Annotated in this window: 15 protein-coding genes and 1 pseudogene; 12 read left to right on the top strand and 4 right to left on the bottom strand. The window is 57.8% G+C overall.

Annotation, left to right across the window (positions count from 1 at the left end):
* Positions 1–79: 79 nt before the first annotated feature.
* Positions 80–1123: a flagellar motor protein MotB gene (motB, locus tag PO605_RS27710; RefSeq protein ID WP_016449291.1), complete on the bottom strand. Its 1044-nt coding sequence runs from the start codon at positions 1121–1123 to the stop codon at positions 80–82.
* 24 nt (positions 1124–1147) lie between these two features.
* Entirely contained in the window at positions 1148–2008 is an 861-nt protein-coding gene (gene motA, locus PO605_RS27705) for a flagellar motor stator protein MotA (RefSeq protein WP_016449292.1), read from the bottom strand.
* Between the two features lie 230 nt (positions 2009–2238).
* Here motA and PO605_RS27700 point away from each other — a divergent pair, with 230 nt between their 5' ends.
* From PO605_RS27700 to PO605_RS27670, 7 genes are all read left to right on the top strand, one after another.
* Positions 2239–3378, top strand: coding sequence for a glycosyltransferase family 2 protein (locus tag PO605_RS27700; protein WP_052195857.1), 1140 nt, complete (start codon positions 2239–2241; stop codon positions 3376–3378).
* Positions 3379–3520: 142 nt separating this feature from the next.
* Positions 3521–5191, top strand: coding sequence for an O-linked N-acetylglucosamine transferase, SPINDLY family protein (locus tag PO605_RS27695; RefSeq protein WP_047473757.1), 1671 nt, complete (start codon positions 3521–3523; stop codon positions 5189–5191).
* Positions 5188–6426 carry a DegT/DnrJ/EryC1/StrS family aminotransferase gene (locus PO605_RS27690; RefSeq protein WP_231574503.1) on the top strand — a complete coding sequence of 413 codons (1239 nt, stop codon included), beginning with the start codon at positions 5188–5190 and terminating at the stop codon, positions 6424–6426. The genes PO605_RS27695 and PO605_RS27690 overlap by 4 nt, the downstream gene beginning before the upstream one ends.
* Positions 6423–7118 (top strand): WbqC family protein, encoded by a 696-nt coding sequence (locus tag PO605_RS27685; protein WP_016449296.1) that lies wholly within the window; start codon positions 6423–6425, stop codon positions 7116–7118. The genes PO605_RS27690 and PO605_RS27685 overlap by 4 nt, the downstream gene beginning before the upstream one ends.
* Positions 7118–8083, top strand: coding sequence for a hypothetical protein (locus PO605_RS27680; protein ID WP_016449297.1), 966 nt, complete (start codon positions 7118–7120; stop codon positions 8081–8083). The genes PO605_RS27685 and PO605_RS27680 overlap by 1 nt, the downstream gene beginning before the upstream one ends.
* Positions 8076–9353, top strand: a complete 1278-nt coding sequence (locus PO605_RS27675) for an ATP-grasp domain-containing protein (protein ID WP_047473755.1) — start codon at positions 8076–8078, stop codon at positions 9351–9353. The genes PO605_RS27680 and PO605_RS27675 overlap by 8 nt, the downstream gene beginning before the upstream one ends.
* 7 nt (positions 9354–9360) lie before the next feature.
* A complete protein-coding gene (locus tag PO605_RS27670; protein WP_047473754.1) occupies positions 9361–10131 on the top strand; it encodes a TylF/MycF/NovP-related O-methyltransferase in 771 nt (256 codons plus the stop codon).
* A gap of 431 nt (positions 10132–10562) precedes the next feature.
* On the opposite strand, the gene PO605_RS27665 is transcribed toward PO605_RS27670, so the two are convergent.
* Both PO605_RS27665 and PO605_RS27660 read right to left on the bottom strand, forming a co-directional pair.
* Positions 10563–10829 (bottom strand): integrase core domain-containing protein, encoded by a 267-nt coding sequence (locus PO605_RS27665; RefSeq protein ID WP_269431536.1) that lies wholly within the window; start codon positions 10827–10829, stop codon positions 10563–10565.
* Between the two features lie 21 nt (positions 10830–10850).
* Positions 10851–11161 (bottom strand): annotated as a pseudogene (locus PO605_RS27660) (DUF1153 domain-containing protein); the annotation flags it as partial.
* A gap of 383 nt (positions 11162–11544) precedes the next feature.
* On the opposite strand from PO605_RS27660, the gene PO605_RS27655 reads away from it, so the two are divergent.
* The 5 genes from PO605_RS27655 to PO605_RS27635 all read left to right on the top strand — a co-directional run bounded on the left by PO605_RS27655 (position 11545) and on the right by PO605_RS27635 (position 15985).
* Positions 11545–12396, top strand: a complete 852-nt coding sequence (locus tag PO605_RS27655; RefSeq protein WP_016449301.1) for a flagellin domain-containing protein — start codon at positions 11545–11547, stop codon at positions 12394–12396.
* Positions 12397–12684: 288 nt separating this feature from the next.
* The gene (locus PO605_RS27650) at positions 12685–13566 is read left to right on the top strand and encodes a flagellin domain-containing protein (RefSeq protein WP_016449302.1); all 882 of its coding nucleotides are present in this window, start codon (positions 12685–12687) and stop codon (positions 13564–13566) included.
* 181 nt (positions 13567–13747) lie between these two features.
* Positions 13748–15169: a flagellar filament capping protein FliD gene (gene fliD / locus PO605_RS27645; RefSeq protein ID WP_046238673.1), complete on the top strand. Its 1422-nt coding sequence runs from the start codon at positions 13748–13750 to the stop codon at positions 15167–15169.
* Positions 15170–15269: 100 nt separating this feature from the next.
* On the top strand, positions 15270–15683 hold the full coding sequence (fliS, locus tag PO605_RS27640; RefSeq protein WP_016449304.1) for a flagellar export chaperone FliS: 414 nt from the start codon (positions 15270–15272) through the stop codon (positions 15681–15683).
* 2 nt (positions 15684–15685) lie between these two features.
* A complete protein-coding gene (locus PO605_RS27635; protein ID WP_016449305.1) occupies positions 15686–15985 on the top strand; it encodes a flagellar protein FliT in 300 nt (99 codons plus the stop codon).
* Positions 15986–15995: the final 10 nt, after the last annotated feature.

Below are 15995 nucleotides of genomic sequence, written 5' to 3'. Positions count from 1 at the left end.
GCCGCGATGGTAACAATATGAAACCTTCTTGGCGCAATGTGGGAATTTTCCTGCTTTTCGGCAGCATCGGGCTCAAACCTTAATTTGTTACACGATCAGGTGACGCGGGCGCCGAAGGGGCGGCTGCGGCTGCGGGCGCGGCGGCAGCGGGCTGCGCGGCGGTCTCGCCGGCCGTGGCTTCGGCTGTGGCTGCATTCGCGGTGCCGCCGCTGCCGCCGGCCAATGACGGCGGCAAGGCGTTGCGCGTCACGGGCCCACGGTGGCCCAGCAGGCGCTTTTCGGCCTCCTGCGTGAGCACGGTGATGGTGATGCGCCGGTTCTGGGGCGCGCGCGGATCGTCGGGCAGCAGCAGGTCGCTGCTGGCCAGGCCCGTGATGCGTGCCAGCTGGTTCAGGGGCATGCCGGCGGCCACCAGCTCGCGGCGCGAGGCGTTGGCGCGGTCGGCCGACAGCTCCCAGTTGCTGTAGCCGCGGTCGGCATTGCCGTAAGGGGCCGCGTCGGTGTGGCCGGACAGGCTGATGCGGTTTTCCGCGCCTGCCAGCGCCGCGCCCACCTCGCGCAGGATGTCGCGCATATACGGTTTGACCAGGGCGCTGCCGCTGTCGAACATGGGGCGGTTTTGCTCGTCCACGATCTGGATCTGCAGGCCGTCGGGCGTCACGTCGGTGCGGATCTGAGAACGGAATTCGTTCAGGCGCGCATTGCTGGTGATCATCGCGTCCACCTTGGCCTTGAGCGCCTTGATGCGGTTGGAGTCCACCTGGGCCTGATCGGCGCGGCCCGAATCGACGCTGGTGCGCCGGTTGGAGCTGTCGGCCGCCTCGGAGCGCCGTACCTGGCCGTGCACCTTGGCCAGGTCGTTGCCGCCGCCGGGAATCACGCTGGAGCTGTTGCCTGCACCGTCGCCGCCGGCCATCGCCACCTTCAGCGGCGAGGAAAAATACGCCGCGATGCCCTGCAGCTCGCCCTTGGCCGTGGAGCCCAGCAGCCACATCAGCAGGAAGAAGGCCATCATCGCGGTCACGAAGTCGGCATAGGCGATCTTCCAGGCGCCGCCGTGGGGCGCATGCGCAGTCTTCTTGACGCGCTTGATGATGATCGGCTGTAACTTTTTCTCTGCCATGGCTTGACGCTGCTGGGTGCAGGATTACTTCTTGCCCTTGACGTGGGTTTCCAGTTCCAGGAAACCGGGGCGTTCGGTAGAGAACAGCACCTTTCGGCCGAACTCGATGGCGGTGGCGGGGTTGTAGCCCTGCATGCTGGCCAGCAAGGTGGTCTTGATGCACTCCAGTTCCTTGGCGGCGTCCTGGGCGCGCTGCTCCACCAGGCCGGCCATGGGCTCCACCAGCGCATAGGCCAGCAAGATGCCCAGGAAGGTACCGACCAGGGCCGAGGCGATCATGCCGCCCAGCACCGAAGGAGGCTGGCCCACCGAGCCCATGGTGTTCACCACGCCCAGAACGGCGGCAATGATCCCGAAGGCGGGCAGGGCACCGGCCAGGCGGGTCAGTGCGTTGACGGGGGCATGGGCCTCGGCGTGGTGGGCCTCGATCTCGCTGTCCATCAGCGACTCGATCTCGTGGGAATTGAGATTGCCCGACACCATCATGCGCAGATAGTCGGTCAGGAACTCCACCACATGGTGGTCCGCCAGCAGCTCGGGGTACTTGGTGAAGATGGGCGACTCGTTGGGTGCCTCCACATCGCCTTCGATGGACATCAGGCCCTCCTTGCGGGCCTTTTGCAGAATCTCGTACAGCAGGGCCATCAGCTCCATGAAGCGGGCCTTGGTGTAGCGCGAACTCTTCATCACGCCAGGGATGGCCTTGGCCGTGGCCTTGAGCACCTTGGGCTGGTTGCACACGATGAAGGCGCCGATGGCGCCGCCGCCAATGGTGATCATTTCAAAAGGCAGTGCCTTGAGAATGACCTGGACGTTGCCCCCGTGCAGCACATAGGTGCCGAAGATGCAACCGAAGGCGACGATGTATCCGATGATGACAAGCATGGGAGTGGATTGTGAGCGCGCGCGGTGGCGTCGTTGGGAAGAAAAGCCGGGTGATTGTTTGTTAGATCGGCAGCTTGGGCTGCGGATGTAGGGCAGACCCGGAGGGATGCGGCCAGACGCATGCATGCTACATAGCTGCCTCGAACGAAAAGCTGGAGAACCCGGGTGTTCGTTGGTCAGATCGCAGCTTCAGGACGGGCATCAGGCAAGACATTAATGGGTGCGTGTCGATGCCGCCGGGCAATAGACAGGTTCGCGTGCGCGCAGGCCTGGCGGTAGCCAGCCTTCACCTGACTCCGACGTTCTTTTCCATTCATATGCCCCAGACTGCTCTTGTCATCATCGCGCGCGATGAAGAACGCTCGATAGCCCGCTGCATTGACAGCGCCAAAGACTTCGTGGACGAAGTCCTGGTGCTGGATACGGGCTCCGTGGACCGCACGATGGAGATCGCCCGCAGCTGCGGTGCGCAGGTGCATCGCTTTGAGTGGTGTGATGATTTCGCCGCTGCCCGCAACCGGGCCCTCGATCTGGCGGATGCGAACTGGAACCTGGTTCTCGACGCCGATGAATGGCTGGTTGAGGGTGGCGCGTGGTTGGCAGGATTGCCGACGATGGAGCGCCAACTCGGGGTTGCCGACGTCCAGAGCCTGTACGAAATGGGCGTGACTGGCTCGGTGAGCCGTTCGCGGATTACCCGGCTTTTGCCACGGGGGGTGCGCTATCAGGGTGTCGTCCACGAACAGCCCTTGTCTGATCTACCACGTGTGCTGGTGCCGCTGGTCATTCGGCATGACGGATATCTGCCTGAGCAGATGTCGCGCAAGCAGGGGCGAAATCAACGGCTGCTGCAGCAGCAGTTGGGCAGGAATCCCCGTGATGCCTACGTCAACTACCAACTGGGCGTGGACTGCGAACTGAACAAGGAATTTTCCAAAGCGTGCGCATACTATGGTGTGGCGATAGATCAACTTGAAGTGTCGAGCGGCTATGAGCACGATCTGTGCGTCAGATACCTTTATTGCCTGGGGCAGGCGGGCCGCCATGAAGAGGGCCTGGCCCTGGCGCAGGCCCAGATGCCGAAATGGCAGGACTCGCCGGATTTCTTCTTTGCCCTGGGCGGTGTCCTGCTGGATGCAGCCATCGCCAAGCTCGATGGGCAAGTCGAGCACTGGCTTTCGATGGCGCAGGCTTCCTGGGAGCGCTGCCTGGAGATCGGAGAGGTGGACGCGGGTCCCCATGGCGGGGTGGCGGGGCGGGGCAGCTATCTTGCGGCGCACAATCTGGCCGTGATGCACGAGCAGCTCGGAAACCTGGACGAGGCCCGGGCTCTGAGGCTGCGCCATCCCATGCCAGCCTCGGGTTCCTGAGGTCGGTAGCACCCGCCTTGACTTTGAAAGAGTGGGCGATCAAACGAGTGAAGTGCTCGTGTTTTTCGATGTTTTAGCGGTGATTGGGGCTTCGGGGGCTCGGATAGCATCCATGCAAACTCATTGTCAGGTCCACACCAGAATGTCCTTTCTCCCTCTCGAAAACACTCTGCCCGTTGCTGCGGGCATGTCTCAGGAGCTGAACCGCGTGCGGTCCATGATCGAGAGCGCTCAGTTTCTGGATGCACTTGGTGCGCTTGGGACCCTGGCCGCGCAGGATATTCGTCATGCGCAAAGCTCCCAGGTTTGGCTGCATATCGGCTTCGTCTATACCCGGATGGGGCTGTGGCCCCGGGCCATCGAAGCCTTGCAGATGGCGCTGCAACTGGAGCCGCGGATGCCGGACGCCCAGCGATTGCTGGCCCTGGCCTATTTCAGTGTTGGCCAGAAGCACAAGGCGTGCGAGCTCATCGATCAAGCCTGCAAGAACCGCAAGGATATCCCCGCGCATTGGTTGATGAGGGCCTACCTGCATGCGCATAGCTTCACCGACCCCCTCAGGACACTCCACTCCGCACAGGATTGGGGGCGCAGGGTCGCCGATCCCATGACGCGCCAGGCCCCGTTGTTGCAGGTGCGTGACCGCAACCCGCGCAAGCGGCTCAAGGTCGGCTATGTCACGGCCGACTTCCGCACGCATTCGGTGGCTTTCTTCATGCGCCCGGTGCTGGAGCAACATGATCCTGACTGCGTTGAAGTTTATGTGTACTCCAATGCAAACATCAGTCTTAGCGATGCAATGACGGCACAGATGCGTGCTCTCGTTCCTCATTGGAATGAGGTGGCGGATCTATCGGATGAACAGATGTATACCCGGATCCGCGATGATGGCATCGATGTCTTGGTCGATCTTTCGGGATTCACGGCAGGACATCGGCTGGAGGTTTTTGCGCGCCGGCCCGCTCCCGTCCAGTTGACCTGGATCGGTTACATGAACACTCTGGGCATGAAGGCCATGGACTACCGGCTGGTCGATGCCTATACGGCCCCTCCCGAACATGCCGCCTACTACTCCGAGGCTTTGTTCCAGCTCGAATGCTCTGCCTGCTACATCCCTCCTGCGCACGCGCCGTTGTGCGAGGAACTGCCCATGCTCAGGAGCGGCTATCCCACTCTGGTGTCGCTCAACAGTTCCGCAAAGATCACCGACGACATGTTGACCATATGGTCCCGCATTCTGCAGGCCCGTACCGATGCGAGGCTCATCATTATGGTCAAGGAGCAGGATGCCGATTCCGCCCAAGCCCATATGCAACCGCGAGTGGAGGCCGCTGGCATGCCGCTGGATCGTGTCTCCGTGCTACACCAGCAGCCGCTGGAGCGTTTCATGGAGATCGGGCACATTGCCGACATTCAACTTGATACCTTTCCTGTATGCGGTGGAACGACCACCTGGCATGCACTGTGGATGGGGCTCTCAGTCGTGACCCTGGAGGCCGAGCGAGGAGTTGACGGTTGCACTGCGCAACTGCTTCGCGCACTTGGATCGGGGGGAGAGGTTGCCAAGGATGCTGATGAGTACGTGGAGGCAACCCTGCAGCTCATGGATGATGCCGAGCGCCTGCAGCGGCAACGCCTCAGCGCTCGCGCAGGCATGCAGTCGAGCGCCTGGATGGACTATCCCGCGCGCACTCGTGAGCTCGAGAAAGCCTATCGCATCATGTGGCTGAACTGGCTGCGTGGGGACAAGCTCAACCTCAGTTCGAGTGTCGATCTGGATCAGCTCTTGGCCGAAATGGAGATAGAGGCATGATGTCGCATATCCGTACTCCACAAGCATCGGAGGTGCTGGCTCCAGCGAAGAGCGCGTTTGCACCTATGGCTGAAATATTCAGTAATGGTGTAGATGATACCGATATTCATCGGCTTCCAGCATGCGAGACGCCGATTCCGGTCACCCAGCCTTCGTTGCCTCCTCTGGAGGAGTTCATTCCTTATTTGGAAAAGATATGGGATAGCAAAATCCTGACAAATGGTGGCCCCTTTCATCAACAGTTTGAAAGGGCACTTTGCGAATATCTTGGCGTAAATCACTTGGCTTTGTTTTCCAACGGAACATTGGCGCTTGTGACCGCCCTTCAGGCATTGAGGATAACCGGTGAAGTCATAACGACACCGTATTCATTTGTTGCCACTGCGCATTCATTGCTGTGGAATGGCATCAAGCCGGTTTTCGTCGATGTCGATCCGCGAACGCTGAACATGAATCCGGACAGGATAGAGGCGGCCATCACGCCTCAGACGACAGCCATCATGCCTGTCCATTGTTATGGACACCCTTGCGATGTAGATAAGATACAAAAGATTGCAGATAACTACAACCTACGCGTGATCTATGACGCCGCGCATGCTTTCGGTGTACGCGATGATGAGGGAAGTGTTTTGCGCCATGGCGATTTATCGGTATTGAGCTTCCATGCAACCAAGGTATTCAATACTTTCGAAGGCGGAGCAATCATCTGTCCGGATGCCAAAACCAAGCAGCGTATTGATCATCTCAAGAACTTCGGCTTTGTCAACGAAACCACCGTGGTGGCACCAGGCATCAATGGGAAGATGAGTGAGATAAATGCTGCGCTGGGCCTTCTGCAGTTGAAACGCATCGATGGCATTTTGCTAAAGCGCAGGGAAATAGATGAACTGTATCGGCAGCTTCTGGAGGGTGTTCCAGGAATACAGTGTCTGTCAGATGCCGGGGAAAAGGTCGCGAACTATGCCTATTTTCCTATTCTTGTCAATGATGCCTATCCGGTAAGCCGGGATGAGCTCTATGAGCGACTCAAGAGCGCTGGAGTTTTCGCGCGCCGCTATTTTTATCCATTGATCAGTGACTTCCCCATGTATCGTGGGTTGCATACAGCTCAAAAATCTAATTTGCCGGTGGCATCCGAGGCGGCCGAAAAGGTTATATGTCTTCCCATGCATCCGGGGTTGACGAATGAACAGATTCATCATGTAGTCCAAGTTGTGATTGGGTGTAAGGGATGAAGCTTGCCATCATGCAGCCCTATTTTTTTCCATACATCGGTTACTTCAGGCTGCTGCAGACGGTTGATAAGTTTGTCTTTTATGATGATGTGAATTTTATAAAAGGTGGATGGATTAATAGAAACAGATTGTTGCTGGGTGGAAAAGTGGGGTACTTCACGGTGCCGCTGAGCGAAGCAAGTTCATTCGTCAAAATAAATAGCATCAAGATTAAAAGTGATATCCCATGGGAAGCAAGAATTCTGGCGCAGATTTCTGCATCCTACTCAAAAGCACCATATTACACGTCTGTCAGGGATTTGGTCGAAAAGGTGGTTTTTTCTCATGATGGATATATATCCACCTTGGCCAAGAAGAGTGTGCTGGCGGTGGCGGATTATCTGTCCATCAGCAAGGTGGTGGAGATCAGCTCCGAGTTGTATGGTAATCAGAATCTCCGAGGTACGGCTCGTGTTCTCGATATCTGCAGGCAGGAAGCGGCCAGCGTGTACGTGAATTTGCCGGGCGGACGAAATTTGTATTCCCAAGCGGATTTTTCTCGCGAAGGCATGGATCTTCTGTTCCTGGATGGACCGATGCGCGAGTATTCTCAGGCTGGCACAGAGTTCCACTCCGGCCTTTCCATCATCGATGTGTTGATGTTCAACTCCCCCGAAGAGGTGGTAGGCATGCTGGAGCCGAGGGGATATTAATGGGTTCTGCTATCGGCGGATATTTTGAGCTGGAGTTGCCATTCTCGCGCGAGGCTGGTCGTCATCAGGGGGGACTGGCCTATCAGTCGGCGCGTGCGGCTTTCTTCGCCTTGCTGCGGTCTGCAAGACCGAGGCCCGGTCGCATATGGATGCCATACTTCATCTGCGATGCGATGATTGCGCCATTGCGCCAATTGGGGATCGAAGTACTTTATTACCCGCTTGACAATGAGTTCGGCATCGCGGGCGATGTGGCGCTAAGGGGTAATGATTGGTTGCTCTATGTCAATTATTTTGGCATCTGCTCCGGACAGGTCCAAAAAGCGCTGGCTCACTTTCCTGTGGAACGGGTGGTCATTGATTGCTCGCAAGCATGGTTCGAGGAGCCTGCCAGCTGCATGGCGAACATTTATTCGCCGCGAAAATTCTTTGGAGTCCCTGATGGTGGGATCCTTTATTCAAACCTGAGCGTGGCTCTAGGTCATGACCAAGATGAGGGTAGTTTTTCCCGCATGGGCCATCTGTTGAAAAGGCTGGCCGGGGAACCTGAGTCCGGTTACGGCGACTATTTGTCGGCAGAGGCTGGCCTTGGCGATCTGGAGCCCAGGCGTATGTCTTCTCTGACCCATCGCCTACTTGCATCGATTGATCAGCAAAGTGCTCGTGAAGCGCGCAACAGGAACTACGCACAGCTTCACGCTTGGCTGGGTTGTCACAATGCTCTAAGCCTTCCCACGCAGGTGGACGCACCCTTGTGCTATCCATTCCTTTGTACTGATCAAAAACTAAGGGGCAAGCTCTTGGCCCGGAGAATATTCACTCCCACCTATTGGAATGAGGTGCTGAATAGAGTTGCTCCCGACGCAATCGAGGCAGGATGGGTAAAGGGTCTTATTCCTCTGCCTGTAGATCATCGCTATGGAATCGATGAAATGGAAAAAATAGCGAGGGCAATTCATGAATAAGAAAGTAAAGGTGCTTGTTTTTCCTTGTGGCGCCGAAAATGCAACAGAAATATATCAGGCGCTCAGGTATTCAATCCATGTGGAAATATTTGGTGCATCGTCCATGGACGATCATGGTCGATATACTTTTGAGAACTATGTTGGAGGGCTCCCTAACATTAAAGAGCCCGGGTTCCAGGCCGAGTTCGATGCGCTGATTACACGACTGAAGATCGATATGGTCTTTGCGACTCACGACTCTGTGATGGAATATCTTTCTGAGAAAACCCAGATCATGGATTTCTTTCTTGTGAATGGTGCTCCGGAAACGACAGCTGTCGCCAGAAAGAAAAGTGCTACCTATCAAATGTTCGCGGCGCGTGACTGGTCGCCCAAGGTGTTCCCCAACCCTGACGCGGTCGATGTCTGGCCTGCCGTGATCAAGCCCGACTGCGGTCAGGGTGGGCAGGGCGTGCAGGTGGTGCATGACCTGGCCGAGGCATCGATGGCGTTCGCCAAGATAGCGAGCCCTGTACTAATGGAATATCTGCCTGGCGATGAGGTGACGGTAGACTGCTTTACTGACAGGAAAGGGCGGCTGGTATGGATTGGTGCGCGTACACGGGAGCGAGTTCGCGCTGGTATTTCCATGCGTAGTTCATTGCTGCCTTTGGATGCTCGCATCGAGGGTATTGCACGGGATATCAATGCCACCCTGAAGTTTCGAGGGCCGTGGTTCTTCCAGCTCAAGCAGGATAGGGGAGGATGTTGGAAACTGCTGGAGTTTTCCTGTCGTGTGGCTGGAACCATGGTTGCACAGCGCGCCAAGGGGGTAAATCTTCCATTGATGGCCGTACATGACTATCTTGAGCGTGATGTAAAGGCGCTTGCGAATCGCTGGGTCGAAATGGTGGACCGGAGAATCGTGACTAAGGCCGAGATGGAATTCCGCTATGAGACGGTCTTTGTGGATCTTGACGAAACCTTGGTGATCGATGGGTTCGCGGTGCCGACTGTTCTAGCATTTATCTACCAGAGCATCGCAGCGCGCAAGAAGCTGGTACTCATCACCAGACATGCGAAAAATGTTGCCGAGACGCTATCACGGGCAAGAATCTCCCTCAATCTTTTTGATGAAATCATCCATATTACAGATGGCTCTTCCAAGGCCTTGTATGTGGTGCCAGATGCAATATTTATCGACAATCATTTTCCAGAGCGCTATGAGGTAATGGAGAAATGTAATGTGCCGGTATTTGATGTGGATGCCATTGAGTTTTTTTTGAGATGAGATTTTAATGAAATCCGATGAAAATTTGCAAACTGCACGTAACCCAGCAGAATTTCTCGAAATTTTAAGAACTGAGCGCAATGAATTAATTAATGTTCTCCGGAAAACCAGGTTCTCTACGCTAAAGCCTGGCTATCCACATAGTCAGGTAATTCCTTATGCAACTTACTCTCCGTGGGTTTGTGATATTGAGTTCTTGAATATCTACGAAGTGGCTCGCGCTCATACTCTGATTGATATCTATCGTTGCTATGAGCTTTATAGTTTGGCGAAACAGCAGGCTTCGATAGAGGGAGATCTGGTCGAGGTCGGAGTGTGGCGAGGTGGCTCGGCAGCGATTTTGGCCAGTGCCATGCCTCTCAAGACAGCCCATCTGTTTGACACCTTTGAGGGAGTTGTCAAGGCCGACAGCAGGTTCGATACCCTGTATGAGGGCGGCGAACACTCCGATGCAAGCATCCAACAGGTAACCGCGCTGTTCGATAGCCTGTCAATTTCATGTGCCATCCATGTGGGGATTTTTCCGGAGGATACATTGAGTGACCTTCCTGAAAAAATCTCTTTGGCGCATATCGATGTCGATACTTATGCTTCGGCAAAAGAATCGTTCGATAAGATCTGGCCGCGTGTGGTCGTTTCCGGGGTGGTCATCTTTGATGACTATGGAGCTTTTGGTTGCGAAGGGGTGACTCAGTTCGTTTCGGAAACGATCCGGGATACCGCTGACGCGTTGATGGTTCACAACCTGAATGGTCATGCCTTGCTGATAAAACGTTGAGCCCAACGGTGGGCTGCTCTCAGTAGGCGAATTGAGTCGCCCCGGATTTGAGGAGGCTCCAACGCTTGAGAAGATGGAGCCATGATCAAGTCACCGAAGTTCTCCCCGGAGGTCCGCGAGCGCGCCGTGCGCACGGTGCAGGAGCGTCGAGCCGACTTCCCCTCGCTGTGTGGGCCGCCATTGAGTCGGATTGCGCCCAAGATTCAGGTGGCGCGCTGCACGGGCGAGCGAATGGGGCGTGCAATGGGGCTGCAAGGGGTACTGGTGCAACCACGTCCGAATGCTCATGCCGATTGGGCGCATCCCTCCGGCAGAGGCAGAGGCCAACGATTGGAGGCAACTCGCTGCCAGCGATACCTCGACAGATGTGTCAAATTAAACCAATCGGCCTTCTTGAAACCGATGTATTAACACAGCGGTTTCTGCACAGGTCAGGCGGCCAAAGCATATGTCTCGGCGGGGGTCTTCGTCGCCAGTGCCTGGTGAGGACGCCAGTGGTTGTCGAAGTCGATCCAGTCTGCGATCACGCGGCTGGCGTGCTGCAGAGTTTCGAACCGGTGACGATGCACGCATTGGTCTTCGAGCGTTCTGATCACGCGCTCGACCATGCCGTTTTGCTCCAGGCTGTAGGAGGTGATGAACTCCTGCTGCAGGCCATAGCTCCCGACCAAGGCCGTGTCGCTGCGGCTGGTGAACACCAATCCGTTGTCCGACCTCAGCTCGTCCTCATTGCCCAGCAGGGACGCCAGCTTGTTTCGGGCACGCAACTCCAGCATGGCTTCGCCGTAGGCCTCCTGCAACTCGCGTAGTTGCTTCTCGTACTGCTCCTTGACTTCCAGGGACTTGGTGCGCAGGGTGTTCTCCATGCCGCGCTTGCCTTCACCGACCCACTGCTCAACCTCGGAGGGGGCAGATCGACGGACCGGCTGGCCTCCAGGATCGTGGTCTTGCCCTGGATGATGTCCAGAACAAGAGCCGTTTTGCGCTTGGCTGTCCGGCGCTTGATGTCGTCTTCCATCAGGGTGCTCATTGTCGTTTCCTTCGACGTTAGCACCTGAGCAGGGAATTCACTGGGTCAATACACCGGAGCGGTTCATTTTGAACGCGCCTCGGCCTGAGGCAGGGATTTGTCTACCAGACCGGGAGCAGTCCACTTCTCAAACATCTTCGGGACGTGGCGACTCTGGACTGTGTGCGAGGGGTGCATCAAAAAATCTTCGCAACGCCCCTAAAGTTCGCCGGGGCAGCTCCGAAAACCAACTCAGCAGAGGGACAAAAAGTCCTGAGCCCACCAAAAGCCGTTGCAAATCAATGTGAAAACGGCTGATGGTTGGATTGGGCCGCCGCCGCCCGCCTTGCGATAAGCGAGGGCACCGTGGCGGCGACGTATTGATTTCACTAGGAGCTGTCACCATGGCCATGACCATCAACACCAACATGCAATCGCTGAACGCCCAACGCAACCTGGGTGCCTCGCAAAGCTCGCTGTCCACCACCATGCAGCGCCTGTCTTCCGGCCTGCGCGTCAACAGCGCCAAGGATGACGCCGCCGGCCTGGCCATCGCTGAACGCATGAACGCCCAAGTCCGCGGCATGAACGTGGCTGTGCGCAACGCCAACGACGGCATCTCCCTGTCGCAGACCGCAGAAGGCGCGCTGGGCAAGATCGGTGAGAACCTGCAGCGTATGCGTGAACTGGCAGTCCAGGCCGCCAACGACACCAACGGCACGGCCGACCGTGCCTCGATGGACAAGGAATTCAAGCAGCTGGCTGAAGAAAATGCCCGCGTGATCAAGAACACCAAGTTCAACGGCCAGGAGCTGCTGACGGGCTCGGGTGGCAATGCCGGCACGTTCCAGTTCCAGATCGGCTCCAACACGGCAAGCGACAACCAGATCTCTATCACCACGTCCGATCTGGCGTCTGCCATGGGCACCGTGGCTCAGGGTACAGGTGCCGGCGCAACGCTGGGTTCCACGGCCTCCACCGCCCTGACGGCAGTCACTGCCCTGGACAGCGCCATTGATGCCGTCAACGGCAAGCGCGCTGACTTTGGTGCCTCGCAGAACCGTTTCGATGCAGTGATCTCCAACCTGCAAGTGGCTTCTGAAAACACCGCGTCGGCACGCAGCCGTATCACCGATGCCGACTTTGCGTCGGAAACTGCCAATCTGAGCCGTGCGCAGATCCTGCAGCAGGCCGGTACAGCGATGGTGGCTCAGGCCAACCAACTGCCCCAAGGCGTTCTGGCCCTGCTGCGCTGATAGTGCGAGTCCGGTGGCCTTCCCAAGAAGGAGGCGGCCGGAATTCTCCAAGCCCCAGGCATCTGCCTGGGGTTTTTTTATGGGCGAAAGGGTTGGCCAAGAGGGTGTTCGAAGGGCGAATTGGCGCCAGATCATGGGCTTTATCGGCGCTTTGGCGCAAGGGCTTTTCCGCACAATCATTGGCATCAGATAGGCAGAGCTGGAAGTCCTGGCGTGCTTTCTGGCGTTCTGGCGGCTTGGGGTCGTCGAACGGTTGGCCATTGTTCATGCCTAACGAGGAGCTGCCCCATGGCATCCATCATCAACACCAATCTTGTTTCGCTTAACGCCCAGCGCAATCTCAACACGTCCCAGTCGTCGCTGAGCACCACCATGCAGCGCCTGTCTTCGGGCCTGCGTGTCAACAGTGCAAAGGACGACGCGGCAGGCTTGGCCATTGCCGAGCGCATGAACGCCCAGGTGCGAGGCATGAATGTGGCCATGCGCAATGCCAATGACGGCATTTCCATGGCGCAGACGGCCGAAGGCGCACTGGGCAAGCTCAGCGAGAACCTGCAGCGCATGCGTGAACTGGCAGTTCAGGCCGCCAACGATACCAACGGCACGACCGACCGCGGTTCGCTGGACAAGGAGTTCAAGCAACTGTCCCAGGAAATTGCCCGTATTGTCACCAGTACCAGTTTCAATGGCCGTCAGTTGCTCAACAGCTCCAGTCCGACGGTGTTCCAAGTCGGTGCCAACACCGGAGCAGACAATCAGATCACCATTTCGGCTGTGGATCTCAGCGATGCGGCGGCGCTGAATGTGGATGGGGCTACCACGCCCCCTAGCTTGGTGGGTGCCTTGGGCTCCCTGGCGGGTACGGGCAGCACGCCAACCTCCACTGCTGGAGACGCTCGATTGTCAATGGCGGCCATCGATACTGCGCTGGATCTCGTCAACAATACACGCGCCACTTTTGGTGCTGCCCAGAACCGCTTCGAGGCTGTGATCTCGAACCTGCAGGTGGCGGCAGAAAATACATCGGCGGCACGCTCGCGCATCATGGACGCCGACTTTGCCGCTGAAACCGCGAACCTGAGCCGCACGCAGATCCTGCAGCAGGCTGGTACAGCGATGGTGGCCCAGGCCAACCAGCTGCCCCAGTCGGTGCTCAAGCTGATCCAGTAAGAGGGAGCCTGCGGGGCTTTTGAGCCTGGCTGCGCAGGGCGTAGCCAAAAAAAGCCTCAGGTTCGGGAGAAACCGGTCGATAAGATACCGGGGAATGCCTTCGGGCATTTGGTGTGCGTGTTCGCAAGGACGCGTTCTGCGCTGTGGCGCGGAGGTGTTCTGCACTTAGAAAGGGATGGTCATGGCCACCTTGAGCTCAGCTGGCATCAGCGGCAGCGGCCTGGACGAGACAATGATCGCCAAACTGGTGGCCCTGCAAAAGCAGGCACTGGTTCCGCTTCAGCAAAAAGCGTCTGTCCTGGATTCCAAGATATCCACGTTCGGGCAGATCAAGTCCCTGATGTCCACGCTTCAGGACGCGGCCACTTCGCTGGCCAATGCCGATACGTGGCGTTTGGCCAATGCCACCTCGACCAATACGGCCGTGGCGGTTTCGGTGACGGACGCCAATGCACTGCCGGGATCTTCGGTGATCTCGGTGGGCAAGCTGGCGCGCAGCCAATCGGTGGCCACCGGCATCATGCCTGCGGCCACACAGTTCGGCGCGGGCAAGCTCACCATCACAATGGGCTCCTGGAACGCGGACGGAACCCAATTCAACAATCCTGGAACACCCCTGGATATCGATATCGCGGCGGGCGCCAAGCTGGAGGACGTGGTCCAGGCCATCAACAGCAAGGGCGCCGGCGTGGTGGCTTCGGTGCTCAAGGACGCCCAGGGCGAACGTCTTGTCCTGCGCTCGCGCAGCACCGGTGCGGATGCCGGTTTCACCGTGGGCGCCAGTGGCGATGCCAGCCTTTCTGCTCTGGCGTTCAATGGCGCCGCTACCTCGGGCTCCGTGGCGCAGTACGCCCAGAACGCCGAGATCAATGTCAACGGCATCACGGTGCAATCGACAACCAACGAATTCAAGCAGACCCTGCCTGGCCTGAACATCACCGTGAACCAGGTGACGGCGGCCGCCACCCCGGTGACGGTGACGGTGTCCTCGGACACTGAGGGCATGAAGAAGAAGATCCAGGCCTTTATGGATGCCTACAACGCGCTCAATGATGCGCTGGGCAGCTCCACCAAATACGACGCCGAGAGCAAGGTCGCTGGCGTGCTGCAGGGAGATGCCACCACGGTGGGCATGACCAACAGCTTGCGCAGCGTGCTCTCGGGTACGGTCGATGGCGGATCCGACACGCTCAAGCGCCTGTCGGACATGGGCATACAGATCCAGAAGGGCGGCAAGCTGGCCTTCGGGACGACGGCCAGTGACAAGACCAAGTTCGAGGCAGCTCTGAAGGACCCGGAGTCCATGAGCAAGATGTTCGCCTCGGCCGGCACCGATGGGCAGCCGAATACGCAAGGCCTTGCTGCGCGCATGAAGGACTTCACGAAGAAGGCGCTGGAGTTCGAAGGAACCTTCGACAACAAGAACAAGAGTCTGCAGGCGCTCAAGAAGGACAACGGCAAATCCCAGGACCGGGTCAATGACCAGGCCGATTCGCTTGAAAAGCGCCTGCGTGCGCAATATGCGTCCCTGGATGCCAAGATGGGCAGCTATTCCTCGTTGAGCGCTTACATGAACCAGCAAGTGGCGCAGTGGAATAAATGATGGCAGGGCAGAGCGGCGGGCGTGTTTTCTATAACCAATGCTCGATGCCTCTAAATTTTCGGGCATTGCAGCCGAAGAACAAGACATCAAGGAAACGAACATGTACACATCGCTCAACCGTCGTGCTGCAAGTGCCTACGCCCAGGTCGGCGTCCAGTCCTCCGTGGACGGCGCATCGCCCCATCAACTGATCCAGCTGCTGTTCGACGCGCTTGAGAAAGCGCTGAACGCGGCCAAGGGAGCCTTGCAGCGTGGCGACATCGGCGAGAAGGGTGTGCAGATCGGCAAGGCCGTGCGCATTCTGGAGGAAGGCCTGAAGGCCTCCGTCAATCCCGATGAAGGCGGCGAGCTGGCGCAGAACCTGATTTCCGTCTACGACTACAGCATCACCCAGCTGACGCTGGCCAATCTGCGCAACGACGCAGCGCTGCTGCAAGGCGCGCAGGACGTGTTGGCTCCGATTGCCAATGGTTGGCGTGATATCGCCAACACGCCAGCCGTTGCCGGGACCTAGAAATGGAGTTGACATTGATTGACTTTTACCGGGCCATAGAAGACAGCAGCGCCAAGATGCTGCAGGCCGCACAGAACAAGGATTGGGAGGGAGTGACGCGCTACGAAGGCACCTGTGCCGTGCTGATCGAGCAGCTGCGGCTCAAGTCCCATGACGAGCCGCTGGCGCCTGAGCAACGCAAGGAGAAGGCCCGCATCATGCAGCGCATCCTGCGCAACGATGCCCAGATCCGCACGCTGGCCGAGCCCTGGCTGGCACAGTTCGAGCACATGTTCGACGGTCAGCCCCACGCCATGCATTGAGCCATGGCCT

Source organism: Delftia sp. DT-2, assembly GCF_028401915.1.
Classification (GTDB): Bacteria; Pseudomonadota; Gammaproteobacteria; order Burkholderiales; family Burkholderiaceae_C; genus Comamonas; species Comamonas tsuruhatensis.
This window is presented reverse-complemented; position numbering and strand designations above follow the sequence as displayed.

Excerpts from the sequence above, each read along its gene's own strand:
- motB (WP_016449291.1), bottom strand. The coding sequence starts at position 1,123 with ATGGCAGAGAAAAAGTTACAGCCGATCATCATCAAGCGCGTCAAGAAG.
- motA (WP_016449292.1), bottom strand. The coding sequence starts at position 2,008 with ATGCTTGTCATCATCGGATACATCGTCGCCTTCGGTTGCATCTTCGGC.
- PO605_RS27700 (WP_052195857.1), top strand. The coding sequence starts at position 2,239 with ATGCCGCCGGGCAATAGACAGGTTCGCGTGCGCGCAGGCCTGGCGGTA.
- PO605_RS27695 (WP_047473757.1), top strand. The coding sequence starts at position 3,521 with ATGTCCTTTCTCCCTCTCGAAAACACTCTGCCCGTTGCTGCGGGCATG.
- PO605_RS27690 (WP_231574503.1), top strand. The coding sequence starts at position 5,188 with ATGATGTCGCATATCCGTACTCCACAAGCATCGGAGGTGCTGGCTCCA.
- PO605_RS27685 (WP_016449296.1), top strand. The coding sequence starts at position 6,423 with ATGAAGCTTGCCATCATGCAGCCCTATTTTTTTCCATACATCGGTTAC.
- PO605_RS27680 (WP_016449297.1), top strand. The coding sequence starts at position 7,118 with ATGGGTTCTGCTATCGGCGGATATTTTGAGCTGGAGTTGCCATTCTCG.
- PO605_RS27675 (WP_047473755.1), top strand. The coding sequence starts at position 8,076 with ATGAATAAGAAAGTAAAGGTGCTTGTTTTTCCTTGTGGCGCCGAAAAT.
- PO605_RS27670 (WP_047473754.1), top strand. The coding sequence starts at position 9,361 with ATGAAATCCGATGAAAATTTGCAAACTGCACGTAACCCAGCAGAATTT.
- PO605_RS27655 (WP_016449301.1), top strand. The coding sequence starts at position 11,545 with ATGGCCATGACCATCAACACCAACATGCAATCGCTGAACGCCCAACGC.
- PO605_RS27650 (WP_016449302.1), top strand. The coding sequence starts at position 12,685 with ATGGCATCCATCATCAACACCAATCTTGTTTCGCTTAACGCCCAGCGC.
- fliD (WP_046238673.1), top strand. The coding sequence starts at position 13,748 with ATGGCCACCTTGAGCTCAGCTGGCATCAGCGGCAGCGGCCTGGACGAG.
- fliS (WP_016449304.1), top strand. The coding sequence starts at position 15,270 with ATGTACACATCGCTCAACCGTCGTGCTGCAAGTGCCTACGCCCAGGTC.
- PO605_RS27635 (WP_016449305.1), top strand. The coding sequence starts at position 15,686 with ATGGAGTTGACATTGATTGACTTTTACCGGGCCATAGAAGACAGCAGC.